The sequence below is a fragment of the Paenarthrobacter sp. NPDC090522 genome, from assembly GCF_044769225.1.
Classification (GTDB): Bacteria; Actinomycetota; Actinomycetes; order Actinomycetales; family Micrococcaceae; genus Arthrobacter.
Genome location: NZ_JBIVXL010000021.1, coordinates 20,170 through 46,499, shown reverse-complemented (window position 1 = coordinate 46,499; position 26,330 = coordinate 20,170). Strand labels below are relative to the sequence as shown.

The following is a 26,330-nucleotide window of genomic DNA, read 5'->3' as shown; positions in this document are numbered from 1 at the left end:
TCAGCACTCCACTACGTTGACGGCGAGTCCTCCACGGGAGGTCTCTTTGTATTTGGATTTCATGTCGGCTCCGGTTTCCCGCATGGTCTTGATGGCCTTGTCCAGAGAAACCTTGTGGCTGCCGTCGCCGTGCAGGGCAAGGCGGGCGGCGTTGATCGCCTTGACGCTGGCGATCGCGTTCCGTTCGATGCACGGGATCTGCACCAGCCCGCCCACGGGATCGCAGGTCAGGCCGAGGTTGTGCTCGATGCCTACTTCGGCGGCATTTTCCACTTGCCCAGGGGTTCCGCCCAGGACCTCGCACAGGCCTGCCGCGGCCATGGAACAGGCAGAGCCCACCTCGCCCTGGCAACCGACTTCGGCGCCGGAAATCGAGGCATTGATCTTGAACAGGATTCCGACGGCGGCCGCCGCCAGCAGGAACCGCACCACACCGTCGTCGTTCGCTCCCGGAACAAACTTGGTGTAGTAGTGCAGAACGGCCGGCACGATTCCCGCCGCACCGTTGGTTGGTGCGGTGACAATCCGGCCACCGGCCGCGTTTTCTTCGTTCACGGCCAAGGCGAACAGGTTTACCCATTCCATGGCCAGCAAGGGATCGCTGCCGCTGGAAGCGTCAGCCTCGGCCAGTTTCTTGAACAACGACGGCGCCCGTCGCTTGACCTTCAAGCCTCCGGGCAGGATTCCCTCAGCCGAGCAGCCGTTGTCCACGCACTCACGCATGACGGCCCAGATGTCCAGGAGACGTTCGCGCAGTTCCTCCTCGGACCGCCAGACCAGTTCGTTGGCCAGCATGATGTCCGAGATGGACTTGCCTTCGCGTTGACAGAGGGCAACCAGCTCATCTCCGGAGCTGAACGGGTAGGGCAGCACCGTGGTGTCCGGTACCACCTTGTCCGTGCCGGAGGCGTCACCGTCCACCACGAAGCCGCCGCCAATGGAGTAGTAGCTCCGCTCCCGCAGCACCGCGCCGCTGTGGTCCAGCGCCCGGAAGGTCATGCCGTTGGGGTGGGCGGGCAAGGACTTGCGGCGGTGGAGGACCACGTCCTCTTCCCAGTTGAAGTCCACCCGGTGGCTGCCGTCGAGGCGCAGCTCGGCGTCCAAGGCAGCCGCGGCCACCTGGTCGTCCGCGGTACGCGTATCCACAGTCTCGGGGGAGTGGCCCTGCAGTCCCAGGACCACCGCCTTGTCCGAGCCGTGGCCCCGGCCGGTGGCGCCCAGGGAGCCGAAAAGCTCGGCCTGGACGCGCACCGTTGCCGGGAGTTGGCCGGACGAAACAAGTCCGTCCGTGAACTGCTTTGCCGCCCGCATCGGGCCAACCGTGTGTGAGGACGACGGCCCGATGCCAACGGAAAACAGATCAAGCACGCTAAGTGCCATTACGGGACCTCAGGCGACGCGTACTCCCGCATTGAATCGAGGAGCCAGCGTCCCAGGAAGTCGGCGAAGGAGGCACGCGGGAAGATCCGGAAGGTGTCCTCGCCGGTCTTCCACAGGACCACCGGGATGTGCCCGATTTCCGTGGACAGGGCGGTGCCTGCCTTGAGGACCCGCGGGTGCAGGTCCAGTGCGCAGCTCTTTTCCAGGACTGCGCGGGCGCGGCTGCCGGAGAGCTCGAACGTGGTGCGGTTGGCGGACAGGTCCACCACCTGGCCGGAGTCCGTGCCCAGGGCGGACGTCAGGTCGCCCACCAGGGATCCACCGAGCGAGTCGTGGGACTCTTCGGGGGCAATGACCAGGAATTCGGTGGGGCCGAGCCACACGGTGCTGATGGCACCGGAGGTGACCACCTCACCGGACGTGGCAGGCAAGCCGCCGGTTACGGACGCAACCCGGGTGCCGGCGTCGGACGTCCTGTCCACCCGGATGCCCACCTGTGCCTGGTAGGGGATTTCGTGGAGCGTGACCGAGCCGGCCACGGAACCGGAGACGAAGGCGTCGGCGAGGTGCTGTGCCGGGCTGCGGCGGGCCTCACGAACGCGGGCAACGGTTTCTGCAGGAGTTGCTGTCTCAGCCATCTTTGCGGGTCCCTTCAGCATCGAAAAGTACGGTTTCGCCAACAACCACGTCCACCAGCTGGTCGCCCAGGGAAGCCTGGAGGGTCTCGCCGATGCGGTTGCGGCCGTTGTGGATCAGTGCCAGGCCGAAGGAACGGCCCAAAGCGGCGCTGTGGTAGCTGGAGGTCACGAAGCCTTCCATGGGAACCGGGCCGTTCGCGGGGTTGACCGCGATGCCAGCCTCCACCAGCTGGGTGCCTTCGGGCAGCTTCAGCGAGTGGTCCACGGGAAGGACGCTCACCAGGTGCTTGCGGTCCTCGCGCTTGGAATCCTCGCGGAGGTAGGAACGCTTGCCGATGAAGTCCTTGGCCTTGGAGACAATCCATTCCATGCCGGCGTCCTGCGGGGTGACCGTGCCGTCGGTGTCCTGGCCAACGATCGGGTAGCCCTTTTCGGCGCGGAGGACGTGCATGGTTTCCGTGCCGTACGGGGTGATGTTGAACTCGGCACCAGCGGCAGCAACGGCTTCCCAGGTGTTGAGTCCGTACCAGGACGGAACGTTGATTTCGTAGGCCAGTTCACCGGAGAACGAGATCCGGCAGACGCGGGCCTGCACGCCGGAGGCCAGCGTGGTCTCGCGGAACGTCATGAACGGGAAGTTCTCAGCTTCCAGGCCACCGTTCTCGGCGAGCTGCGGGGCCACTTTGGCGATCACTGCGCGGGACTTGGGACCGACGACGGCGATGGTGCTCCACTGCTCGGTGACCGAGGTGAAGACGACATCGAGTTCCGGCCATTCTGTCTGGTGCCACTCTTCGAGCCAGTCCAGCACCTTGGCTGCGCCGCCGGTAGTGGTGGTCATGAAGTAGGTGTCCTCGTCCAGGCGCAGGGTCACGCCGTCGTCGAAGATCATGCCGTCCAGCGTGCACATCACGCCGTAGCGGGCCGATCCCGGAGCGAGCTTCTTGAACGCGTTGGTGTACACGCGGTTAAGGAATTCACCGGAGTCCTTGCCACGGATCTCGATCTTGCCGAGGGTGGTGGCGTCCATGAAGCCCACGGAGTCGCGGACTGCGGCGCATTCGCGGAGCACCGCGGTGTCCATGTCCTCGCCGTCCTGCGGGTAGTACCACGGGCGCTTCCACTGTCCGACGTCTTCGAACAGGGCACCCTGGGCAACGTGCCACGGGTGGATCGAGGTGACGCGGGCGGGGTCGAAGAGCTCGCCGCGCTGGCGTCCTGCCAAGGCTGCGAAGGCCACCGGGGTGAACGGTGCACGGTAGGCCGTGGTGCCGATCTCGCCGATGCCCGGAACTGCGTCCGCGCCGCCGTACTTGAGGGCTGCGGCGATGACGCCGATCGCGTTGACGCCGGAGGTCTTGCCCTGGTCGTTGGCGGTGCTGATGGAGGTGTACCGCTTGACGTGCTCTACCGAGCGCATGCCGGCGCCGGTGGAGCGAAGGACGTCCGCTACGGACTGGTCGCGCTGGAAGTCGACGAAGTGGTTGTGCCACTCACCGGGCTCGCCTTCCTGGGCGGGAACCAGCCAGAGCTGGCGGGTCGGGGCGCTGGCCACGGGGGCCTTGACCTCGGACGGAGTGACGGCGGATTCGAAGCCGGCGGCGATCGAAGCGGCCGCACCGGCGGAGATGCCCTCGGCCAGGCAGTCCTGCAGTTCGTAGCTGCCGCGGCCTGCGCCAACAACCTGCTGGTTGCGGACCACGCTGGACGGGATGAAACCGGCCAGTTCGTCGTCCCAACGCAGCTTGCCCTGGCGCTGGCTGTGGAGGTGCACCACGGGGCTCCAGCCACCGGAGACGGCGAGGACATCGGCGGCGATCTGCTCGACGCCCGAGGTGAGTTCGCCGTCGTCGTTGATGCTGCGGACGGTCACACCGTTCAGGCGACCGGCCTCATCAGCGCTGGTATCGGCAACTGCGCTGCCGATCAGGACCCGGAGGCCGGATTCGACGGCGGCTGCGGCCTTTTCGCTGATCTGCGGACGGGCGTCGACGACGGCGGCAACCGGCACGCCTGCTGCCTGCAGGTCCGCGGCGAGCAGGTAAGCGGAGTCGTTGGTGGTGCTGACGACAACGCGCTGGCCGGCTGCGACGGCGTAGCGGTTGAGGTAGGTGCGCACGGCCGAGGCGAGCATGATGCCCGGGCGGTCGTTGTTCTCGAAGACCAGCGGACGCTCGTGGGCGCCGGGAGCCAGGACCACTTGTGCAGCACGGATGTGCCAAATACGGGTGCGTGAAACACCGGGGGCGGCAGGAACACTGAGGTGGTCCGTGCGGTTCTGGGCTGCGATGAAGTAGTTCGAGTCGTAGGAGCCGAAGGCCGTGGTGCGGTGCAGCACCGTGCATTCCTCGGCGGAGACCAGTTCGGCTTCGACGTCGGCAACCCACTCCAGGGCGGGCTTGCCTTCGATCTGCTCGGCGAGGCCCTCAGCGGTGGAACCGGAAAGCAGCGAACCGCCGAGTTCGGGCTGGTCGTCGATCAGGATGACGCGGGCACCGGTGCGAACGGCTTCGCGGGCTGCTGCGAGGCCGGCAACACCGCCACCGACCACCAGGACGTCGGTGTGGACGTACTTCTTGTCGTACTCGGCCTTGTCCTCGGCCGGGTCAAGCTTGCCCAGGCCGGAGAGCAGTTCGATGCTCTGCCCGTCCACCAGGGACACCGCCGTGGCCGGGAGCATGGATTCGGCGACGTGGCCGGGGAAACGCGGAGCGATCTTGACCAGTGCGTTCGGCTCCTCGACCCCTGCGGCGACGATCCCGCGGGGGCGGTCCTCGTACAGGGAGTTGCCGGCGTTGACGTGGCCGTTGGCCAGGAGGGCCGAAGCGATGGTGTCGCCGGGGTGGCCAACGAATTCCTGGCCATCCACGGTAAACCGCCAGGTGATGCTGCGGTCGATGCGGCCGCCTGTGGCGAGGCGGGCGTTCTGGCTTGTCACTTCTGGGCTCCTTCCGGGGAGGTGGATGTGGTGGGGGCGCCGGGGGCGAGGCCGGGTGCGCCGGCTTGGCCTGCGGCATTGTCTGCCGCGAGCTCCGGGCGAGGCGAACCCATCGCGTAGATGGAGTGGATGTCATAGCTCACGGTGTCGCGGAGCATGTTGAACCACTGGCGGCACCCGGTGCTGTGGACCCAGCGTTCGGCGTAGGTGCCCTTGGTGTTCTCGCGGTAGAACAGGTACTCAGCCCATTCCCGGTCCGTGAGGTCGTTCGGGTTTTGCGGGTAGGGGACGTGAGCCTGTCCGCCGTAGTGGAATTCGGTTTCGTCGCGCGGCCCGCAGTTGGGGCATGAGATAAGGAGCATGTCCGGCCTTCCTTAGTGGGCCACGGCTGCGGCGCCGTGTTCGTCGATCAGGGCACCGGTTTCGAAGCGTTCCAGTGCGAAGGGCTTGTTGAGCTGGTGCGGTGCGCCGGTGGCGATGGTGTGGGCGAAGGTCAGGCCCGCTGCCGGGGTTCCCTTGAAGCCACCGGTTCCCCAACCACAGTTGACGAACATGTTCTCCACCGGCGTGACACCGACGATCGGGGAAGCATCCAGCGTGGTGTCCACGATGCCGCCCCAGGTACGGAGCACGTGGGCCCGGGCGAAGATCGGGAAGAGCTCGACGGCTGCTGCCATCTGCTCTTCGATCACGTGGAAGGAACCGCGCTGGCCGTAGCCGTTGTAGGAGTCGACGCCGGCGCCCATCACCAGTTCGCCCTTGTGCGCCTGGGAGACGTACACGTGGACGTGGTTGGACATGACCACCGTGGGGTGGACGGGTTCGTGGAGTTCGGACACCAAGGCCTGCAGCGGGTGGGACTGGATCGGCAGGCGGAAACCGGCCATCTCGGCCAGCACGGAGCTGTGGCCGGCAGCGCACAGTCCCACCTTTTCGGTGTTGATGGTGCCGCGGGTGGTCTTGACGCCGGTCACCCGGTCGCCGTCCTTGATGAAGCCGGTGACTTCACAGTTCTGGATGATGTCCACGCCCAGCTCGTCGCACTTGCGGGCAAAGGCCCAGGCCACGTGGTCGTGCTTGGCGATGCCTGCGCGCGGCTGGTACGTGGCGCCCATGACCGGGTAGCGGATGTTGTCGCTCGTGTTCAGGATGGGGCAGAGTTCCTTGACCTGGTCCGGCTCCAGCCATTCAGCGTCCACACCGTTGAGCCGGTTGGCGCCTACGCGGCGCATGCTCTCACGGACATCGCCCAGGGTGTGCGCGAGGTTCATCACGCCGCGCTGGCTGAAGAGGAAGTCGTACTCGAGTTCTTCCGGAAGGATCTCCCACAGCTTCAGGGCGTGCTCGTAGATGGCAGCGCTCTCGTCCCAGAGGTAGTTGGACCGGATGATGGTGGTGTTGCGGGCCATGTTGCCGCCGGCCAGCCAGCCCTTTTCCAGGATGGCGATGTTGGTCATGCCGTGGTTCTTGGCCAGGTAGTAGGCCGTGGCCAGGCCGTGCCCACCGCCGCCGACGATCACTGCGTCGTACGACTTTTTGGGGTCCGGGTTGCGCCAGAGGAAGTCAGGGTGTTCGGGGAGGTGGTCGACACTCACTGGGCTGCTCCAATCATTTCTGCTTCGAGTACGGATTCGGCACCGGTGCCGTTGGTGGAAAGGTGCGGGTACAGGGGGAACTTGTCCGCCAGCGCCGTGACGCGGCTGCGGAGTTCGACGGCGGTCGCCTCGTCCAAGGTGCCGGTGCCCGCCGAGGCGATCAACGCCGTCGCAATGATGTCTGCGACCTCCGTGAATTCACCGGCGCCGAAGCCGCGGGCGGCGAGGGCAGGGGTGCCGACGCGGAGGCCGGAGGAGACCATCGGCGGGCGGGGGTCGAAGGGGACGGCGTTGCGGTTGACCGTGATGCCGATGTGGTGCAGCGCGTCTTCGCCCTGCTGGCCGTTCAGTTCGGAGTTGCGGAGGTCAACCAGCACCAGGTGGACGTCGGTGCCGCCGGAGACAACGGAGATACCTGCCGCTGCCACGTCGTCCTTGAGTAGGCGCTGGGCGAGGATTTTGGAGCCTTCGAGGACGCGGGACTGGCGCTCCTTGAACTCCGGTTCTGAGGCGAACTTGAAGGCTACGGCCTTGGCTGCGATCACGTGCTCCAGCGGTCCGCCCTGCTGGCCCGGGAAGACTGCCGAGTTCACCTTCTTGGCGATGTCGGCATCGTTGGTCAGGATCACGCCGCCGCGGGGGCCGCCGAGGGTCTTGTGCGTGGTGCTGGTGACGATGTGGGCGTGGGGGACCGGGCTCGGGTGCAGACCTGCTGCGACCAGGCCGGCGAAGTGTGCCATGTCCACCATGAGGTAGGCGCCAACGGAATCGGCGATGCGACGGAACTCGGCGAAGTCCAGTTGGCGGGAGTACGCGGACCAGCCGGCCACGATCAGCTGCGGCTTGCTCTCCAGTGCCAGGCGCTCCACCTCGGCCATGTCGATGGTGTGGGTGTCCTCGCGCACGCTGTAGGGGACCACGTTGTAGAGCTTGCCGGAGAAGTTGATCCGCATGCCGTGGGTCAGGTGGCCGCCGTGGGCCAGGTTGAGGCCCATGATGGTGTCGCCGGGCGTGATCAGCGCGTGCATTGCCGCGGCGTTGGCCTGCGCTCCGGAGTGGGGCTGCACGTTGGCGTATTCTGCGCCGAAGAGCGACTTCAAGCGGTCGATGGCGAGCTGTTCGATCACATCAACGTGTTCGCAGCCGCCGTAGTAGCGCTTGCCCGGGTAGCCCTCGGCGTACTTGTTGGTGAGCACCGAGCCCTGGGCTTCCATGACGGCCGTGGGGGCGAAGTTCTCCGAAGCGATCATTTCCAGCGTGGACTGCTGGCGGATGAGTTCCTGGGCGATCGCCTGATTAACCTCCGGGTCCGCCTGGGCGAGCGGGCGGATCAGCGGTTCAACCATGGTGTTCTCCTTTGAAGTACGTGTGATTGCTGACTATTAGCCAACTGATATATTAGAACTATTGCCATAGTATGTTGGACATCACATAGTCGTCAACAGGTCTGCGGCAACTTATCCAGCAGGCCGATGGCGACCATCCGGGGAGAAGGCAATGACTACAGCACTGGAAGCTTTGGAAACAGCTCCGCAGGGTACATCCCTGGCGGAGAACGCCTACCTGCTCCTGCGCGACAGGCTCATCATGCTGGACATCAAACCGGGCGACCCCATCAACGACGGACAGATCGCCACCGAGCTCGGTATCGGCCGCACGCCCGTCCGTGAAGCCATCAAACGACTGGAAAGCGACCACCTGGTGGTGTCCTACCCCCGTCGCGGCACCTTCGCCACCGGCGTGGACATCACCCAGCTCGCCGAAGTCTCCGAAATCCGTGAGCTCCTGGAGCCCCTCGCTTCCCGCAAGGCCGCACGCATGGCCAGTCCGGCAATGCGTGCGGAGCTCCGCGATGTTGCTGCGGCCATCCGGGATCTCGAAGGCCAGGATGCCTCCTCGCAGGAACTCATGCGTTACGACATCCAGGTCCACCGGCTCATCTACAAAGCCTCGGCCAACGCGCACCTTGAGGACGTCCTGATCCGGTACGACAACCTCGCCACCCGCATCTGGTGCCACATGCTGGAGAAGATGCCCTCGGTCTCCGGCCACATCTCCGAACACGCCGACCTCCTGACCGCCATTGCCGACGGCGACGAAGAGCGCGCCGCCAACCTGGCCCTGCATCACGTGGTGAGCTTCGAAGAGACCATCCGCAAGGTCCTCTAACCGGCCCTCTCTCACCAAACCGCCCGTTCTGGGGGCCCCTCTCTCACGGAACCGCCCTTTTTGGCGGACGCTCTCTCACTGAACCGCCCTTCCTGTCGGACGCTCTCTCACCAAACCGCCCCTTATGGCTATCCCTCTCTCACCGAACCGCCTGTTCTAGGGGTCCCTCTCTCACTGAACCGCCCTTTTTGGCGGACGCTCTCTCACTGAACCGCCTTTTTGGCGGTCCCTCTCTCACTGAACCGCCCTTTTTGGCGGACGCTCTCCCATCAAACCGCCCCTTATGGCGATCCCGCTCTCGCCGGCCGCCCCTAATGGCGATCCCCCGCTCTCCCGTTCTCGGGTGGTTGGGCCCCTGGCGTACGACGTCGACACCCGTCCGGGTGCCGACGTCGAGCGTTTTTGCCGTTGAGAGAGCGTTTGGGCGGGTTGGGGTGTTTGGTGGGAGAGCGTTTGGCTGGAAGGGGGTGTTTGGTGGGAGAGCGTTTGGCTGGAAGGGGGTGTTTGGTGAGAGAGCGTCGGTGGCAACTGAGTTGGGTTGAGTGCAACAACTCCGATTTCCCTCGTTTGCGGTCTTGAATGTCGCGGTTCGCTCTTTACGGTCGGAACTCAATACACTATTTCGAAAATTTAGCCCTTGACCGTGGCGTCGCTCACACATAATCTGGTGCAACAGCGTTGCGTTGAATGCAACCCAAATGATTTTGGTGGACACATGAGCAATGAATCCTCTGTGGCAGCCGGGCAAACGACCGCTCTCGGCGCCAAGACCACAAACAACCACACAGTCAGCAAAGACACTCGACGACGAGTTGTCACTGCGAGCTTCATCGGCAACTTCGTCGAATGGTTCGACTACGCCGTCTACGGCTACCTTGCCGGCATCATCTCCACAGTCTTCTTCCCGGAATCCGACCGGCAGACCGCGCTCCTGGCTACCTTCGGTGTCTTCGCCGTGAGCTTCTTCGTCAGGCCGCTCGGCGGTTTCATCTGGGGCCACATCGGAGACAGGCTTGGCCGCAAGCAGGCACTGAGCCTCTCGATCCTGTTGATGTCCATAGCCACGTTCTGCATCGCCCTCATACCCGGGTACGCCACCATCGGCGTGATGGCCCCCATCCTGCTCCTGCTGGTCAGGGTGGTCCAAGGCTTCTCTGCGGCAGGGGAGTACGCCGGGGCGTCCGCCTTCCTGGTGGAGTATGCGCCGGCCCATCGGCGCGGACTCTATGCCGCCGTCGTGCCTGCAAGTACCGCAGCGGGACTGTTGCTGGGTTCCTTGCTGGCCGCCCTGCTGAGTTCAGCCATGACGCCCGAGCAGCTTAATGAGTGGGGCTGGCGCTTGCCGTTCCTGCTTGCGGCTCCTATGGGCCTGATCGGCAGGTACATCCGGACCAAGCTTGAGGACACCCCAGCCTTCCGCGAGCTCGCCGACCAGGACCACGCCGTGAAGGCGCCCGCGTTCGCGATGTTCCGCCTCTACAAGCGGCAGTTGATCATCGCCACCGGTGCGGTGCTGCTGAACGCCGTCGGTTTCTACGTGATCCTCAGCTACATGCCCACGTATCTGTCGGAGGAACTGGGGTTCGGTGCCACGGAGTCGTTCCTGGCCACGACCATTGCCTTGGCGAGCTACATCGGGTTTATCTTCCTGACCGGTATCGCCTCGGACAAATTCGGCCGGAAGCGGATGCTCCTCACGGCGTCCATCCTCTTCGTGCTGCTGACCGTGCCGGCGTTCATGCTGCTGGATACGCGGAACTTCCTGGTGATCGTGCTGGTGCAGATCCTGTTGGGCGGCATGCTGACCCTCAACGACGGCACCCTGCCCAGCTTCCTCGCCGAACTGTTCCCCACCAAGGTCCGCTACACGGGATTCGCCGTGAGCTTCAACCTCTCCAACGCCCTGTTCGGTGGCACCGCCCCGTTCATGGCGACCCTCCTGATCGGCTTGACGCACAACCAGTTGGCTCCCGGCTGGTACCTCGTAGCCGCCTCCATTGTTTCCCTGATCGCAGTCCTCTTTGCCGCGGAGACTTCCAAGAAACCCCTGCAGCAGGACTGACAAACAACCACACCTATCGAAAGGAACACCCATGACCATCACCCAAGACCAGGCTGTCAACGACGTCGCCAAACTGGAGCGCCTCAAGGTCCTCAATAACGGCGACAAGGTTTCGCTGACGTTCTCCGACGCCGAGTTCGAGCGTCGCCTTGCCGGCCTCCGCAGCATCATGGCGGAGAAGGACCTCGACGCCGTAGTCCTCACCAGCTACCACTCCATCAAGTACTACTCCGACTTCCTCTTCACCTACTTCGGCCGTTCCTACGGCATGGTGGTCACCAAGGATGACACGGTCACCATCACGGCAAATATCGACGCCGGGATGCCTTGGCGCCGCAGCTACGGCGAGAACCTGGTGTACACGGACTGGCGCCGGGATAACTACATCCACGCCATCCAGGAAGTCCTTCGCACCCGCGGCATCAAGCCGCGCCGCATCGGCGTCGAGGACGACTCCTTGCCGCTCGACAACCGCAACAAGATCCAGGCGGCCTTCGCGGACGCCGCTCTGGTTGATGTTGCCCAGGCCGCGATGCGCCAGCGCATGACTAAGTCGGCCGAGGAAATCGCGGTCATCAAGCACGGTGCCCGCATTGGCGACCTCGGCGGCGAAGCCATCCGCAATGCCATCACGGCCGGCATCACCGAGTACGAGGTTGCCCTGATCGGTACCGAAGCCATGGTCCACGAGATTGCGCGGACCTTCCCGGACTCCGAAATCCGTGACACGTGGGTGTGGTTCCAGTCCGGCATCAACACCGACGGCGCCCATAACTGGGCCACCACCCGGAAGATCCAGGAACACGACATCCTGTCGCTGAACTGCTTCCCCATGACCAGCGGCTATTACACGGCCCTTGAGCGGACGCTCTTCTACGGCGAACCCGATGCCCGCTCGCTGGAACTGTGGAACATCAACGTGGAGGTCCACAAGCGCGGTCTGGAACTCATCAAGCCCGGCGCTGTGTGCAAGGACATAGCCGCTGAGCTGAACGAGATCTACGTCAGCCACGGCCTCCTCGCGAACCGGACCTTCGGCTACGGCCACTCGTTCGGCGTGCTCAGCCATTACTACGGCCGCGAAGCGGGGCTGGAGCTCCGCGAGGACATCGATACCGTGCTCGAACCCGGCATGGTGGTGTCCATGGAGCCAATGATTACGGTGCTGGACGGGCAGCCGGGTGCCGGTGGCTACCGCGAGCACGACATCCTGGTTGTGGGCGAGGACGGCGCCGAGAACATCACCAAGTTCCCGTTCGGCCCCGAGTACAACATCATCGGAGCCTAGCGTGACGGGCCGGTGGACATGGTGCACAGTGTCCACCGGCCCTGCGCCGGGACCGGCGGACCATCCGCAGCGAAATATAGTGAATCCATGACTCCCACGGAATCCAGCGCGACTCCTGACAGCAGCAACAACAATGGCGAAGGCAAAGGTGCCTCGGTCATTGTCAACGCCGTAGCGGTGCTGAAGAGCTTCAGCGCCGAGGAACCATTGCTGGGCGTCACCGAAATCGCAGGCCGGATTGGCCTCCACAAGAGCACCGTTTCGCGGATACTGGCCACTTTGGAGCAAGAAGGTTTAGTGGAGCGCGACGTCGATTCGCGCCGGTTCCGCTTGGGGCTGGGGATGATCGCGATGGCGGGCCCGCTCCTGGCGGAACTCGAGGAGCGGCGCGTCGCCTACCCCGTTTTGCGCGAGCTGACCGAACGCACCGGTGAGACCAGCGCCCTCATGGTGTGGAACGGCGTCGAGTCCATGTGCGTGGAGCAGATCCCCAGCCGCCATCAGGTCAAGCACCTTGCTCCGCTGGGGGCCCGGTACAACGAGGCACTGAGCTCGTCCGTCCAAGTCTTCCTCGCTGCGGAGGATGCGGAGCGGGTCCGGGGCCTGCTCCGCAGCGGTTCGATTACCTTGCCAGGGTTGGACGAAGCTTCCATCGACGCCTATCTGCAGCGGCTGGAGCAAGCCGGCGCGCGGGGTTGGGCCGTCAACTTCGGGGAGACCTCCATCGAGGAGGTAGGTGTTGCCTCGCCCGTTTACGACCATAGAGGCCACATTGTTGCGGCTGTGCTCGTTCCCGCCCCCAAATTCCGCGTTTCGCAGGACACCCTCAACAGCCTCGGCGACGCATGCCTCGAAGCAGCCGCCAAGGTCACCACGCGCTTGGGTGGACGCCCGCCGGCGTAGCGCCCCGGGGTAGTTGGCCCAAAGGATGAATCTGCTGGCCAGCAGGTGGAGATCAACTGCTGGCCGACGAAATTGGCCAGGTGACCCATCACGGCGTGGATAGTCTGACTGGCATGGAACGAACACTGAGAGTTGTACGGCATTGGGGCGCTCCTGCAGCGGCCGCCATCTTCTTTGTGCTGTGGTGCGTTGGCGAGGCGGGCCGCATGGGTCCGTGGCCCGGCCTGCCATACTGGGCGGGAACGGCACCTCTGCTGATGACGACGGCGGCAATCGCCTTGGCGGGGTGGAAGCCCCTGGTGTCCCTGTCGTTCTCCGCGGCTTTGCTGCTCGGGCAACTCGTTTATCTCATTCCCCCTATGGCTCCCAATCACTGGGCGATCTATCTCGGATCATCCTTTGCGTTGGCCTTCACAATGTGGACAGGAAGTAAGCGGCAAAGGATCTGGGCGGCCGCAGCCAACGTCCTCTTCGTGGCGGTCATGACATTCATGATGATCTCCTGGCGCTACGGCTACGGAGTCGGCTGGTTCATACCGTTGTATTTCGGCGATGCCTTCGCCCTCAAGAACTACGGCGGCCAGTTGTTCAGCATGCTGCTGGTCATCGCAGCCGCTTGTGGAACTCTTGGGATTTTGGTGGCGCTGTATGAAGACAGACGCAACCTGTCCAAAGCCCAGGCCATGACGCAGGCGAGCCTCAAGGAAACGGAAATCGAACTTGTCGTGGAGCAGGAACGCACCAGGATCGCCCGGGACCTGCACGATGTCCTGGCGCACTCCCTGGCGGTGATCGCAGCCCAGGCGGACGGCGCACGCTACCTGAGTCAAAACCAGCCCAAGGCGGTCCTTGATGCTTTGGAAAATATTGCCGGTTCGGCTCGGCATGCCTTGGTGGATGCGCAGCGCGTCATTGAAGGAGTGCGGGATGACGGCATGGTTGCGCCACAGCCACGGCTGACCGACGTTCCGTCCCTCATCGAAAGGATGCGGCAGGGCAGCTTGGATATCCAACGCACCGAATCGGGAGCCCCTGTGGACCTTGGTGCGGGCCAACAACTGGCAGTGTTCAGGATTGTGCAGGAGTGCCTCACTAATGCCCTCAAACATGGTGGCCGCGGGTCACTGGTTCGTCTCCATCTGGACTGGAGCGGGCCAGGGCTGACGTTGCATGCGGCCTCAGCGCTTCCGGTGTCCGATCCATTGGGGGGAGCGGGCACCGGAGACAATGCGGAGCGGGTTGGCCGTGGGATTGCAGGGATGCGCGAGCGTGCCCACCTTGCCGGCGGCTGGTTGACGGCGGGGCCGGACGGCGAGCAATTCAGGGTAACTGCGTTCATCCCTTATGGTGCCCGAAGTAGTACGGCGCTGGTGGACGAGGTTTTTGTAGAGAACGGGGAGAACGCCTCCGAGGCTGCCGTGGGAGCGTTGGAAGCGGGCCACCGTGGTTGATCCGTCCTCGTCGGTTCGCGTGGCCTTGGTGGATGATCAACCGTTGTTCCGTGCGGGGATCCGCATGGTGGTGGAGAGCCAGGCGGACATGGTGCTGGCTTGGGAAGCGGACGACGGCGGCCGTGCGGTCGAGATGGCGGCGGACCACCCTCCAGACGTGGTGCTCATGGATTTGCGCATGCCTGAGATGGACGGGGTGAGCGCCACGCGGATGATCGTGGATTCAGCACGCGAGCGGGGCCTGGATCAACCGAAAATCATCGCTTTGACAACTTTCAACCGCGACCATGCCGTAGTGGAGTCCGTCCAGGCCGGGGCCAGCGGGTACCTGCTGAAGAGTGCCGAACCGGAGTTCTTGCTGGCAGCCATCCGCACGGTCCACTCCGGATACTCCGTCATCGCGCCCGGCTCCGTCCACGATCTCTTCCAGCATGCGGCCCGCACGGTGCCGACGGCGGGACCTGACCTCTCAGTTTTGGAGCCTCTGTCTGCCAGGGAAAGGGATGTCTTCCTGCTTGCTGCCAAGGGCTTGGCCAACGGGGAGATGGCTGAGAGCCTGTTTGTCTCGGAAGCGACGGTGAAAACACATCTTCGGAGCGTCCTCACCAAGCTTGGTGTGCGGACGCGCCTGCAATTGGTTGCTTTCGCGTATGAGCATCGTCTACTCGGCTGACCCGTCGCCGGGACAACAAAAGAGGATTATCCCGGGCCGACCATAGTGATTGATTGTCACCCCGGGCGGAACGCAGGCTTGACCTGACCCCTCTTCCTTCCTAGGGTGTTCTGAGAAAACGTTTTCTTACCCTGTTTATCCATTGCCGGAGTGCCCGTGCGCTCCAGGACTGGGTCACATCGTTGTGCCCTGGAAGGATCATCCATGCAGACATTCCGTAAGAAACAGCTCAGCCCTGGCGTGGGAGCGGTGGCCGTGGCTGCGGCGTTGGGGCTGGCTGCTCTGGCGGCACCGGCCACAGCCTCGCCGGGGACCGCCGCGCTGGGTAAGAAGCCCGGTGCGGCTGACAGCCCGGCGTGCTCCAGCAGCAGCGTCCAACTCACTCCGGGTTCAGGTACTTCCCCACAGAATCTTTGTGTTCCGGCGCAGGCCACGGAGGAGGACAAGATCCTCCTCGTCTGGAACAAACCGGGCAGCTATGAAGATGTGGTGGACTACCGCGTCTACATGAATGGGCAGCCCCTGGGGACTGCGGAGGAGAACGCCCGCAGCCATTCGCCTGCCCAGGAGTACGTCGATGCCTTCCGCGCCGCAGACAAGGATGGGTTCCATGTCCGCACGGTCGCCCACAACTTCACGGTGACGGGTCTGGCTCCAAAGACCTCCTACCAGTTCAGCGTCACTGCCATCAGGGCTGACGGGACTGAGTCTGCAGCGAGCGGCCCCATCACCGTGACAACCACCCCTGCTCGCCACAGGGTGGTCATTACTCATCCCGCGTACAAAGCGGTGGGCGATGGACAAACCTTGAATACCAGGGCGATCCAAAAGGCGATCGATACCTGCAGGACCCCCGGCTGCACGGTGGTGGTCCCTGCCGGCACGTTCAAGACCGGCGCCATCTTCCTGCACTCGGACATGACGCTCGAGCTCGAAGACGGTGCCCGGCTGCTCGGCTCCGACGATCCCGCAGACTACCCGTTGGACAAGGGCTACTACCTCTATCCGGTTCCCGACCCGCTCCCCATCGAGGCCGAGTATCGGAACTACCGGAGGCCGCCGTCGCTCATTAACGTGCTGCCGGGGGACAGCGGACGGTCAGCCGAAAGCCGGGAGCCGGGAAGCGTTGCCAAGAATGTCCGCATCACGGGCCATGGCGTGGTGGACGGCAATGGGTGGAAGCGGACGGCCGAGGGTTCCATTACCGACGAAGCGGGCAACACCCTTCCGCAGTACGTGGCCAGTTCCGCCGGTAAGGTCCTGGACGACGGCGTGTTGGCCGCCGCGCAGTTCCGCAACGCCAAGGAACATCCCGAGTTCCTCACGGGCGCGATCAACCCGCCTGAATCGCCGGATGATTCGGTGTTCTATGGGCAGTACCGCTCAAGCCTGATGACCTTCATGGGCGTGGAAAATCTGTACCTCGAGGGAATCACTGCCGACAACCCGGCTTTCCACGGCGTGATGATCCTGGACAGCAAAAACACCACCGTCAATGCCATGCGGCACACCACCTACAACACCAATAACGGCGATGGCCTGGAGTTCGGCGGCACCAGCAATGGGATGGTGCTGAACAATTTCTTCGACACCGGTGATGACCAAGTGAACTTTGCGGCGGGCCAGGGCAAGTACGGAGCCCAAGGGCGGCCGAGCGAGGACGTCTGGATCTTCAACAACTACATGCGCATGGGCCACGGCGGCGTCGCTGTAGGTTCCAACACGGCGGCGTGGGTCCAGCGGGTGCTCGCGGAAGACAACGTCATGTACAAAGTGGAAACCGGCGGCCTCCGCATGAAGAGCACCTCCGACATGGCAGGTGGCGGCAGGGACTTCCTGTTCCGGGACACGGCCATGGCTTGCATGGGCAGCAGTGCCTTCATCATGTCGCTCAGCTACAACCAATCGCCGTCCGGGTATGTTGCCGCCGATTCGGCGACCTTCAAGAACGTCACCGTCAAGAATGTTTCTGTGGACGGAAACAACTCGCCCACGTGTGGAATGGCGGTTTCGGACAGCAAACCGGTGATCGATATCCAGGCCGGCCCGTCCTTGGGACAAGGAACGGCGACCTTGGGCGCTTTCACGTTCCAGGACGTCGTTTTCCGGAACGTGAATCCCACCAACATCAAAGGCCTGACTGATTCCACCTTTGACGGCGTCTCGTTCCAAAGCGTCCGCGGCGGCGCGAATCCGTGGCGGTTCGATGGCTACTCCACGGGCAATGTGTTCACGAACGTCACTCCTGTGCCCGCCGGACAGTAAGACCCGGAGAAGAGAAGCGGCGGCCGCCCCCGCAAGGGGAGCGGCCGCCGTCGTGGTTAATCTGATACGTGCGCGGATGGCTAAGGTGCCCTGCGCGCCGCCGTCTCGTCCATTGCGTCCCTGCCCAGCCAAACGCCCAAGCCGATCATGGCCACGCCAAGAATGAAGTGGAGCCAGTTGTCGGCGGTGTTGAACGGAACAAAGTTGGCGCCCGTTTCCTGGTTGATGACCAGGCCGTAGATCCAGAGGACCAAGTACACGGCTCCGCCGCCCAGGAGGAACAGGCGGGCCATGCGGCCCGTCCTTGCCATGGCCAAACCGGCCGCGCCAAACAGCAAATGGACAATGTTGTGGAGTATGGACACTTGGAAAACTCCAAGCAGCATGGCGCCGGAATCATGTCCTGCGAAGGTCATGGCGCCGTAATTGGTGGTGATTCCTGGAATGAAGCCCAGGACACCGACCAGCAGGAACACAATGCCAACTCCCATGGCTGTGTTGTGAAGCGTTAAACCCATCGCATGGTGGTGTGCTGGGTGCGAAGCGGTGGTCATAAGTCCTCCCTTTCACGCTGTTATCCGGCTCTTCTCATGGAGAACCGGCCCGCGGCAAGGGGTGTCGGAAAACCTTGCCGACGCCGCCATAATACTCCTGAAATGCCCCTGATAGCAGGGGATACGGCCAGTTCAGCGCCCGATAGCATGGGTTCATGACTCACGGTCCCAGCGGTGGATTCGCCTCGATCTTTCATGATTCCCGTGACCTGACCCCGTTCCGGGAGGGGCGGATCCGTACGCCGGTCAAAGGGCTCACGGACGGTTTGGGTGGTGCGGTTTCCGGCGTCCTGGGTGGTCGCGGTGCCGCGCGGCTTTCGGTTGCCGGCGATGTTCCGCGTTTGAAATTCCTCTCCAGCAGGCAGGCCAAAGTCCTGCATGACGCCGTCTTCACGTCTACAGAACCGGAGAGGCTCCTTGCCCTGGCCCGCGAGTTTCCTGGCTGGGCCGGGCTTTGCTACGTCATGGCGGGCTTGCTCGTGTACAAGCACGGCGGCCACCTGCGGGCCTCGGAATTGCTGCAGCGCGGCTTGGCGACAAGGATCGACGACGACGCCAGCCAGTTCTCGGCCCAGTACCTTGGGCAGGTGGTCACCCGGGTTGAGGTCGCCGAGCGCGTTGAGGTTCCAGTGCTGTTCAGCGAAGAATCCGTGTTCCTGGCGCTGTCCCACTCACTGCGGGAAATGGGCATGATGGAGGCCGCCCTGGAAGCCGTGGTGGGTTTGCCGCCGTCGTTGCCTTCCGCGTTGGCGCGGTGCACAGCCGCGCTGGCCCTCGAACGGCACCGCGATGTGGTGGTTTGGACCAACGGCCTTCTCAATACGGACGATCTGTCCGCCGCGCTGCTGCTGATCCGGGCGCGGGCCCAGAGGGCTCGCGGGGACTTCGATTCGGCGCAGGCGGCGTTGAAAGAGGTCCTGAGGCGGAAGAAGACCAGCCTTTCCCTGCGCCAGGATGCCCTGACGGACCGGGCGCTTCTGGCCCTGGACCAAGGGCGGATGTCCCTGACTCCGCGCTCGCGGCGTCCCGCACCGCCCGCGGAGTTGGAGACGCTTGAGGTGATCCGGAAGGACGCGGAGATGCGTCGTTTGTGGGAGAACGATTTCAGGCAGCTCGGCGGCGAATAGGCCCATTGTGGTTCGCGGTGACGAGGCGTAATCTTGTAATCAACCAAATGGTTGATAAAGCATTTGGTTGATTACGAAAGGCAGAACCCCTCATGGATCACGATGCTCTGGACAAAGCGTTCATGGCGTTGGCTGATCCCGTCCGAAGGGACATCGTCGCACGGCTTTCCCGCGGCGATGCCACCGTGAACGAACTGGCTGAGCCTTTCGAAATCAGCAAGCAGGCAGTTTCCAAACACATCCAGGTCCTGGAGCACGCCGGACTGGTCACGCGCTCCCGTGACGCCCAACGCAGGCCCGTCCATTTGGACGCAGCAGCCCTCGAACGGCTGACGGCCTGGATAGACCGCTACAGGCTGATTGCCGAGCAACGGTTCCGGTTGCTCGACGAACTCCTGGCCGACCCCGCCAAAAATACTGGCCCCGCAGGGACCGCAGGTAATGGAAAGAAGAACTGACATGAGCAATCCAACAACCATCACCGCCGACGACGGCGTTCCGTTCGTTGACACCGTTCGCGAATTCGACGCCCCGGTCAGTGCCGTCTTCAAGGCTCACGTGGATCCGGACCTCCTGGCCAAATGGCTGGGCCCCCGGACTACGTCCATCAAGGTCACCGAATACGACGCGACCACTGGTGGCAGCTGGCATTATGAAAGCGGCGATGCCAACGCCATGTTCGGCTTCCGTGGCGTCTTCCACAAAGTGGACCCCGAATCGTTGATCATCATGACCTTCGAGTTCGACGGCGCCCCGGACCAGGTGGGCATCAGCACTACCACCTTCGAGGAAACCGATGGCCGGACCAGGATAGTGGTCCACGAGGTCTACCCCTCGGTTGAAGCCCGGGACATGGCCCTCGCCACCGGCATGAACTACGGCGTGGTGGAAGGATACGAGCGCTTGGACGAGATGCTCGCTTCCTAGGGATGCCCCTGGCCAAGGAGCGGTACAAGCTGCTCTGAAAGCAGCACGGTTCCCAGACCCACCATGATGATGCCGCTGGTCAACGTGACTACGCGCGCAGCACCCGGACGGGACGCCAGCAGCCGCCGCGAGGCCAGGGCAACCACCGTGTACACGAGGCCTGCCAGGGCCACGAAGGTCAGGCCCAACACGCCCGACTGCACGGGCACGGGCAGCGCCGCATCCGGGCTGACGAATTGGGGAACCAGCGCTACGAAGAACAGGAGCCCTTTGGGGTTGATGCCGCTGGTTCCCATGCCCGTCAGGAAAGTGCGGAGTTGCGTTCGGGAAGGCACGACGCCGGCTTCCGCACTGAAGCTCGCACCTCGCCAGGAGCGGATGGTTCCGACGCCGAGCCACAGCAGGTAGGCGGCTCCGGCGATCGTGAGCCAGCCAAGAAGACCCGGAACGCCGGCGAGGAGGGCAGCGAGGCCGGCGGCCATCAGCAGGGTATGGACCACGTAGCCGCTGCACAATCCTGCCACCGCGGGAACGAAACTGCGCTGGCGGAGGCCGGCGGAAATCGAGTAGGCCCAGTCGACGCCGGGGGTGCAGGCCAGGCTGACCGATACCAGCAGGAAGGCGACGAAGAGCTGCGGATTCACTGGTTTTCCTTCCGGGGTGTGCGGGTAGGAAAACTCTAGGGAAAATGCGCCGAAAAGTGTTCGCTAATTTCGCTCTGGACCAGGGTTTGTCGGTAAGATTCTTGCGTGATCGACGGAATCGACAGAAGTATTTTGCGGCACCTCAAAGAGGACGGCCGCATCACTGCCACGGCGCTGGCCTCAAAGGTGGGACTCACGGTGGCTCCGTGTCATCGTCGGCTCCGGGATCTCGAGCAGTCCGGGGTGATCCGCGGGTACCGTGCGGACATCGATCCCGCAGCCGTGGGGCTCGGTTTCGAAGCAATTGTGTTCGTGACCCTGCAGCGCGCGGACCGGGCAACCATGGCAGCCTTCGAGGCCAGGGTGGCGGCGAGCAGCAACATCGTAGAGGCTCAACGCCTCTTTGGGTCGCCGGATTATCTGCTCAAAGTCATAGCGGCCGACCTGCCGGCGTATCAACGCTTCTACGACGACGAACTCGCGGCGCTGCCGGCCGTCGAGCGCCTGACCTCCACGCTGGTGATGAAGAACCTGAAGACGAACATCGGCCCACCGGTCTAGAGTCCTGTTGTTATAGCGGACGTCTTTGATAAAGGGGGCTTCAGGGGATCAGGCGCTGGGGCTCACGTGCACAATGATGACCTGGGTGTCCTTGGAGCCGTCGAACCGGATGTCGTAATTCACGCTGAGGCCAGTGCTGGTGCCCGACGTCAGTGAGTAGTCACTTGTCCCGGACGCGTCCTGGCCTGCGGAAGTGATCCAGCGTTCGGCGTCAGCGGAGTCGATGCCGTACTTCTTCACGCCCTCCCTGATCTGGGCGAAGAGGTCCTCGGGGGAATCGGCGGTGAGGAAGTACGTCACCTCACTGAAGTCCGGGCTGGCGTCAGTGGTCTTGAACCGGATCCGGTCCGTTTGGCCGGTGACTTCTCCGCTGGGTCCAACAATGCTGAGCTGGATCTTTCCGGAACCCTGCGTATTGATCTCCGGGCCGTAGCTGGTGTCGTCCACCCTGACGGCAGACTTCTGGAGTGAGCCGCTGCGCATGTCCAGGCGTGCCCGCCCTTCGGCTTTGATCTGTTCGACGCCTGATGCATCCAGCGTAGAGAATTCCGAGGTGATCACTGTGCTCCCTTGGGATGGTGTGGATGAGGACGAAGTGGCCGCGGGCGTAGGGGTTATCCGGCATCCGCTCGCAGTAAGGGCGGCCAGGCCTATGGCGAGAACGGCGGCAACTCTCCGACCCCACGCTCCTGCACTGCGCTGGGTACGGCTCATTGGTGCACCTCGGCGTCGAACCCGTCGAGGAACCGGTTCATGATTCCGGGAATGTTGTTGGTGGGCCGGTACTGCTCAACCCGGTCATTGAAGTCGGAACCGACTATGTCCCTGGCACCCTGGGGATCGTTGGCCAGGAGATTCTGGTACGCGGGCAGGGTGTCCTGTTTGATGAGGTTCCAGCGCGCATCAGCATCGGCGATGTTCCCGTCCGGGAATCCCGTGGTGAAGTCCGTCCGGAACTGCGTTGGGTTGTCCCAGTTGGTGAACGGGATGTTCTCCGGTCCGGGGCTCTCCACACTGAACTTGTAAGGGAAGACTTCGGGGTAGCTCTTGGCGCCGGGAATGGAGGGTTCGCCGGCCAAGGTAACCATGTAGGTGACGGCTTCGCCGCCTGGATGGTTCCGCATGTTGGTGTAGTCGTCCGCGATGATTTCGTTTTGCTCGCGGTAGAGCAGTGCCGTGTTGCCTTCCTTGATTTGCGCAGGATCACCGGAATCGATCTGGGCCCAGGCCTCGGCGGTGCCCGGATCAATGGCGCCGGAGTCCCGCAGCCTGTTGATCTCGTCGATCCCACCGTTCATGTAGGCCTGGTGCTGCCGTGCCTGGTCGAGGAAGATCTCCTTGTTCATGTCCAGCATGGAGGTCTCGTAGAACTTGATCTCGTCGTCAGTCATGTTGGCCAGTTGTTCGATCTGGTCGAGCACAGGGATGGGGACGTCCGAGGCCGGATTGTCGGCGATCTGCCGCGCAAGATCACGCAGCATGGCCATGTCGCGGAAACCGCCCGCGAAGGAAGGCCCGATCATGTTGGCCATCCCGGCCCACTGCAAGTCCGGGTTGGACAGGAAGGCCTGGCCGTAGAAGTCGTAGACCTTCTTGATGGTTTCCCAGTTGTACTCGGTGCCCTTGCTGGTATCCCACGTGGACGGATCGATGCCCATTTCCCGCATGGCCTGCTGGTTCCAGTAGTCGCTGAGGAACTGCGCGTACTCCGGCGACTTCTTTTCGATCAGCCCGGAGTCGGCCGCTGCGTCCATGGCAGCCTTGGCCTCCTCGGGATGCTCAAGGGCCCATTGCTTGAATGCTTCACTGCGCAGGTAAGCCGCGCGTTCGTCCGGGGTCATGCCGCTGAGAAGGTCCGTGAGGTCCTGGGCCGTTCCGCCCGCGGGGCCGCTCCCGCCGCCCGAACCGCCGGGTCCAGCGCCAGACCAGCCGCTCGCTGTCTCCTGTTCCTGCGCATTCTTGCGCAGGCTCTGGGAGGCGGATTCAATTCCGGATGCCGCCTGCTGCAGGGCTCTAAGATGCGAGCCGGTCCAGTCGTGACGGAATCTGTCAGCGTCGGCTCCACGCCAAGGACTGGAGGAGATGGAACCGCTGAGCTGTTGGCCCAACTGCGTCAAGCGGTCTGCGCTGCGGGCAAGGTCCTGGGCCAGTTGCCGCAGCTGAGCGACGTCCGCGCCGTAGAAATTGCCCGCCATGCTTCCCCCAAGTGGTGTGATCGAATGAAACCATCCTAGGTGTGCCCGGCAGGCCCGCCCATGGGGACTCCTGCCCTATGTGCACAGCAGAAGCGGACTAATCCGCACTTTCCCTCAACAACCCCGTAGTCCGGTAGGGGATGACCTCGCGGAGGAACATGCTGGTGGATGTCCTGACGATGCCCGGGCACAGCCTGATCTCCTCCGAGACGCGGTAGAGATCATCCGGGCTTTTGGCCACCACGCGGATGATGAGGTCCGTGTCGCCGGCGGGCGCATGGCACTCGAGGACTTCCGGGATTTCCCTCAGTGCGGCGATGGCCTCGTTGAGGTGGCTTTGGTCCAGTTCGGCACTGACGGCAGCAGCCACGCCGCGGCCGAGCGCCGTAGGCAGGACGCGGCTGCTGTTGGCCCGCAGGGCACCGGATGCGGCCATGCGTTCCAATCGGGACTGGACAGTTCCCCTCGCGAGGTGGAGCTTCTGCGCCAGGACCATGATGGGAACCCGCGGATCCTCGTCCAGTGCAGCGATGATCCGACGGTCGGTGGCGTCCAGTTCCTGCAATGTGACTACTTCCTGCCGATGATTTGTATCCAGAATGGTCAGATCGATCAATTGAGATCAAGTCTGTTGCACCAACTGTATGCCCGCTGCTGAAATAGTGGCAACGAAGCAGGGCAAGGCTACCGCCGGAACCTGCAGGCACCGGGCTCTTGGAACACCTCCCGAGCGTCCGCCACGACTTCCCGCAAGGAAGCAGCCGCTGATTGACTCTTGTTCACGCATTGTCATTCCGCACTCGCCCGCCCCGCGGGCAGCACAGTAAGAGCCCCTGAGCCACCGGATCGTTGCGGTAGCTGAGGGGCTCTTGTGTTCCCTCGTCACGTGGACGGCCGCATAGGCTTGGGCCATGACTTCCGCAGGACGCTTTGCCCCCAGCCCGTCGGGCGAACTCCACGTAGGCAACCTGCGGACAGCCATCCTCGCCTGGCTCTTCGCCAGGTCCACCGGGAGGAACTTCCTGCTTCGCGTCGAGGACCTGGACCGCGCACGGTCCGGCGCGGAGGCGGAGCAGCTCCGCGATCTGCACGCTGTGGGCGTGACGTGGGATGCCGCCGTCGTTCGCCAGACGGAGCGGACCCGGCTTTATGCGGCAGCGATCGATAGCCTCACCGCGGAAGGCCGCACCTACGAGTGTTTCTGTACGCGTCGCGAGATCCAGGAGGCGCCATCCGCTCCGCACGCACCGCAGGGCGCCTACCCAGGGACGTGCCGGCGTTTGTCCGAGGCGGAACGGGAGATCCGCCGGGTGTCCCGGCCGGCATCCATCCGGTTACGCGCCGACGTCAGTGAGTGGGCTGTGGAGGACCAGTTGCAGGGGAGCTATACAGGCGTGGTGGACGACTTTGTGCTGCGCAGGAACGACGGCGTCACCGCGTACAACCTTGCCGTGGTGGTGGACGATGCTGCCCAGGGCATCGACCAGGTGGTGCGCGGCGACGACCTCCTGCCCTCAACCCCCCGGCAGGCGTACCTGGCGACGCTGTTGGGCTTGCCGGTCCCGGAATATGCGCACGTCCCGTTGGTGGTTAATCACGACGGCGCGCGGCTGGCAAAGCGCGATGGCGCCGTGACGCTGGGCGACCTTGCCGCCGTCGGAATTGCCGCTGGCACCGTGCGGGACATCATTCTCCGGTCGCTGGGATTGCCCGCTGGGAGCCTGGAAACCGCCCTGGCGGCCTTCCATCCTGAAGGGCTCCCGCGGGATCCCTGGGTGTGGATAACTCCCAAGGCGGGGACAGCATCCGGCTAGGCTGGCTGGATGCATTCATCGGTGATCGCCTCAGGTTTCGAATCCGTCGCAGCACTCTTCGAGAGCTTTCTCGAACAAGACCCTGAGTACTCTGCGCAAGTTGCGGCCTACCATCGCGGCGTCAAAGTCCTGGACCTGAGCGGTGGTCCGCATATCCGCGCCGATTCGGTGACGGGCGTCTTCTCCTGCTCGAAAGGGATGGCCGGTCTGGTCATCGCCTTGCTGGTTCAAGACGGTGTACTGGATCTCGACGCGGAGGTGGTCAAGTACTGGCCTGAGTTCGGAGTCGAAGGCAAAGCGTCCATTTCCGTGGCCCAGTTGCTGTCACACCAGGCGGGACTGTTGGGCGTTGACGGTGGGCTGACCCTCGAGGAAGTGAATAACTCGGAGTTGGCCGCCGCCAAGCTCGCGAAGCTTCCCCCGCTTTGGAAACCAGGGGCCGCCTTCGGCTACCACGCGCTGACCATTGGCATCTTCATGGAGGAGCTGTGCCGCCGCATCACGGGCTCGACGCTCCAGCAGGTATTCGAGCAACGGATCAGGTCCGTGGCTGGCGCACATTTCTACCTCGGTTTGCCGGCCGACGAAGAGAGCAGGTTTGCGCCGTTCCGGTGGGCTGCCGATCCCTCGTGGCCATGGGTGGACCCGGCCAGCCATTTCGGCCTGACAACGAACGCAACCGTGGGTGACATCCTCGACCTGCCCAATATTCCGGAGGTCCGGGCCGCAGGCTTGTGTTCGGCGGCAGGAGTTTCCAGTGCCGACGGGATGGCACGGATCTATGCGCTCGCCTTGACAGGGTTGGCCGGCACTTCAGCGGAAGGCGGGCCGGCCGCCGTCGCACCTTTGTTGACGGAAGAGACCGTCCGCGTTGTCTCAGCCGAACAGGTCTTTGGCATCGATCGCGTGTTCGGCGAAACCGGCTGCTTTGCCACGGCTTTCATGAAGTCGCACAGCCGGATGCCGTTTGGCAGCTACCGGGCCTTCGGACACGATGGCGCGAGTGCCTCCCTGGGCTACGCGGACCCGGCTTACGAGTTGGGCTTCGGTTACGTTCCGCAGTAAGCCGAGCCCGGGGGAGCCGGTTGCCGGAACCTCCAGCTCAGCTCAGCCGTGCGGCAGGCCATCGCGGCGCTATAGTCCCCC

23 protein-coding genes and 1 pseudogene are annotated in these 26,330 nt (G+C 63.7%); 13 read left to right on the top strand and 11 right to left on the bottom strand.

Annotated elements, in window-relative coordinates:
- The 6 genes from ACIQT2_RS20650 to glyA are packed head-to-tail and all read right to left on the bottom strand — an operon-like array spanning window position 1 to window position 7,897.
- Window positions 1–1,380, bottom strand: coding sequence for an L-serine ammonia-lyase (locus ACIQT2_RS20650; protein WP_402950267.1), 1,380 nt, complete (start codon window positions 1,378–1,380; stop codon window positions 1–3).
- Window positions 1,380–2,018 (bottom strand): sarcosine oxidase subunit gamma, encoded by a 639-nt coding sequence (locus tag ACIQT2_RS20645; RefSeq protein WP_402950264.1) that lies wholly within the window; start codon window positions 2,016–2,018, stop codon window positions 1,380–1,382. The genes ACIQT2_RS20650 and ACIQT2_RS20645 overlap by 1 nt, the downstream gene beginning before the upstream one ends.
- Window positions 2,011–4,956: a 2Fe-2S iron-sulfur cluster-binding protein gene (locus ACIQT2_RS20640; protein WP_402950261.1), complete on the bottom strand. Its 2,946-nt coding sequence runs from the start codon at window positions 4,954–4,956 to the stop codon at window positions 2,011–2,013. Before ACIQT2_RS20640 ends, ACIQT2_RS20645 begins: the two co-directional genes overlap by 8 nt.
- Window positions 4,953–5,318, bottom strand: coding sequence for a sarcosine oxidase subunit delta (locus ACIQT2_RS20635; RefSeq protein WP_402950258.1), 366 nt, complete (start codon window positions 5,316–5,318; stop codon window positions 4,953–4,955). The genes ACIQT2_RS20640 and ACIQT2_RS20635 overlap by 4 nt, the downstream gene beginning before the upstream one ends.
- A 12-nt stretch (window positions 5,319–5,330) precedes the next feature.
- Entirely contained in the window at window positions 5,331–6,551 is a 1,221-nt protein-coding gene (locus tag ACIQT2_RS20630; RefSeq protein ID WP_402950256.1) for a sarcosine oxidase subunit beta family protein, read from the bottom strand.
- Window positions 6,548–7,897, bottom strand: a complete 1,350-nt coding sequence (gene glyA / locus ACIQT2_RS20625) for a serine hydroxymethyltransferase (protein ID WP_402950254.1) — start codon at window positions 7,895–7,897, stop codon at window positions 6,548–6,550. Before glyA ends, ACIQT2_RS20630 begins: the two co-directional genes overlap by 4 nt.
- Window positions 7,898–8,048: 151 nt before the next feature.
- Here glyA and ACIQT2_RS20620 point away from each other — a divergent pair, with 151 nt between their 5' ends.
- The 7 genes from ACIQT2_RS20620 (at window position 8,049) to ACIQT2_RS20590 (ending at window position 17,362) form a co-directional block, all read left to right on the top strand.
- The gene (locus ACIQT2_RS20620) at window positions 8,049–8,720 is read left to right on the top strand and encodes a GntR family transcriptional regulator (protein WP_400333547.1); all 672 of its coding nucleotides are present in this window, start codon (window positions 8,049–8,051) and stop codon (window positions 8,718–8,720) included.
- A 715-nt stretch (window positions 8,721–9,435) separates the two neighbouring features.
- Complete coding sequence (locus ACIQT2_RS20615) at window positions 9,436–10,782, top strand: MFS transporter (RefSeq protein ID WP_402950251.1); 1,347 nt, start codon at window positions 9,436–9,438, stop codon at window positions 10,780–10,782.
- A 31-nt stretch (window positions 10,783–10,813) separates the two neighbouring features.
- A complete protein-coding gene (locus tag ACIQT2_RS20610) occupies window positions 10,814–12,070 on the top strand; it encodes an aminopeptidase P family protein (protein WP_402950249.1) in 1,257 nt (418 codons plus the stop codon).
- A gap of 87 nt (window positions 12,071–12,157) precedes the next feature.
- The gene (locus ACIQT2_RS20605; protein WP_402950247.1) at window positions 12,158–12,973 is read left to right on the top strand and encodes an IclR family transcriptional regulator; all 816 of its coding nucleotides are present in this window, start codon (window positions 12,158–12,160) and stop codon (window positions 12,971–12,973) included.
- 113 nt (window positions 12,974–13,086) lie between these two features.
- Entirely contained in the window at window positions 13,087–14,424 is a 1,338-nt protein-coding gene (locus ACIQT2_RS20600; protein ID WP_402950244.1) for a sensor histidine kinase, read from the top strand.
- Complete coding sequence (locus ACIQT2_RS20595; RefSeq protein ID WP_402950242.1) at window positions 14,417–15,097, top strand: response regulator; 681 nt, start codon at window positions 14,417–14,419, stop codon at window positions 15,095–15,097. The genes ACIQT2_RS20600 and ACIQT2_RS20595 overlap by 8 nt, the downstream gene beginning before the upstream one ends.
- A gap of 204 nt (window positions 15,098–15,301) precedes the next feature.
- Window positions 15,302–17,362 (top strand): glycosyl hydrolase family 28 protein, encoded by a 2,061-nt coding sequence (locus ACIQT2_RS20590; protein ID WP_402950239.1) that lies wholly within the window; start codon window positions 15,302–15,304, stop codon window positions 17,360–17,362.
- A gap of 80 nt (window positions 17,363–17,442) precedes the next feature.
- On the opposite strand, the gene ACIQT2_RS20585 is transcribed toward ACIQT2_RS20590, so the two are convergent.
- Window positions 17,443–17,916 carry a DUF4383 domain-containing protein gene (locus ACIQT2_RS20585; protein WP_400333559.1) on the bottom strand — a complete coding sequence of 158 codons (474 nt, stop codon included), beginning with the start codon at window positions 17,914–17,916 and terminating at the stop codon, window positions 17,443–17,445.
- A 155-nt stretch (window positions 17,917–18,071) separates the two neighbouring features.
- On the opposite strand from ACIQT2_RS20585, the gene ACIQT2_RS20580 reads away from it, so the two are divergent.
- From ACIQT2_RS20580 to ACIQT2_RS20570, 3 genes are all read left to right on the top strand, one after another.
- Window positions 18,072–19,043, top strand: coding sequence for a hypothetical protein (locus tag ACIQT2_RS20580; RefSeq protein WP_400333561.1), 972 nt, complete (start codon window positions 18,072–18,074; stop codon window positions 19,041–19,043).
- Between the two features lie 92 nt (window positions 19,044–19,135).
- Entirely contained in the window at window positions 19,136–19,501 is a 366-nt protein-coding gene (locus ACIQT2_RS20575; RefSeq protein WP_400333563.1) for an ArsR/SmtB family transcription factor, read from the top strand.
- Window position 19,502: 1 nt separating this feature from the next.
- Window positions 19,503–19,970, top strand: a complete 468-nt coding sequence (locus tag ACIQT2_RS20570; RefSeq protein WP_402950236.1) for an SRPBCC family protein — start codon at window positions 19,503–19,505, stop codon at window positions 19,968–19,970.
- Here ACIQT2_RS20570 and ACIQT2_RS20565 read toward each other — a convergent pair.
- Window positions 19,967–20,614, bottom strand: coding sequence for a LysE family translocator (locus ACIQT2_RS20565; RefSeq protein WP_402950233.1), 648 nt, complete (start codon window positions 20,612–20,614; stop codon window positions 19,967–19,969). The genes ACIQT2_RS20570 and ACIQT2_RS20565 overlap by 4 nt on opposite strands.
- A 105-nt stretch (window positions 20,615–20,719) precedes the next feature.
- On the opposite strand from ACIQT2_RS20565, the gene ACIQT2_RS20560 reads away from it, so the two are divergent.
- Complete coding sequence (locus ACIQT2_RS20560; RefSeq protein WP_400333570.1) at window positions 20,720–21,175, top strand: Lrp/AsnC family transcriptional regulator; 456 nt, start codon at window positions 20,720–20,722, stop codon at window positions 21,173–21,175.
- Window positions 21,176–21,223: 48 nt separating this feature from the next.
- Here ACIQT2_RS20560 and ACIQT2_RS20555 read toward each other — a convergent pair whose 3' ends face one another.
- From ACIQT2_RS20555 to ACIQT2_RS20545, 3 genes are all read right to left on the bottom strand, one after another.
- Window positions 21,224–21,736, bottom strand: a complete 513-nt coding sequence (locus tag ACIQT2_RS20555; protein ID WP_402950230.1) for a hypothetical protein — start codon at window positions 21,734–21,736, stop codon at window positions 21,224–21,226.
- 149 nt (window positions 21,737–21,885) lie between these two features.
- Window positions 21,886–23,370: a WXG100 family type VII secretion target gene (locus ACIQT2_RS20550; protein WP_402950227.1), complete on the bottom strand. Its 1,485-nt coding sequence runs from the start codon at window positions 23,368–23,370 to the stop codon at window positions 21,886–21,888.
- Window positions 23,371–23,467: 97 nt separating this feature from the next.
- The gene (locus tag ACIQT2_RS20545; RefSeq protein ID WP_397326320.1) at window positions 23,468–23,935 is read right to left on the bottom strand and encodes an Lrp/AsnC family transcriptional regulator; all 468 of its coding nucleotides are present in this window, start codon (window positions 23,933–23,935) and stop codon (window positions 23,468–23,470) included.
- 346 nt (window positions 23,936–24,281) lie between these two features.
- Between ACIQT2_RS20545 and gluQRS the strand changes: the two genes are divergently transcribed.
- Window positions 24,282–25,184 (top strand): tRNA glutamyl-Q(34) synthetase GluQRS, encoded by a 903-nt coding sequence (gene gluQRS / locus ACIQT2_RS20540; protein WP_402950224.1) that lies wholly within the window; start codon window positions 24,282–24,284, stop codon window positions 25,182–25,184.
- 9 nt (window positions 25,185–25,193) lie between these two features.
- Window positions 25,194–26,324: pseudogene (locus ACIQT2_RS20535) on the top strand (serine hydrolase domain-containing protein).
- Window positions 26,325–26,330: the final 6 nt, after the last annotated feature.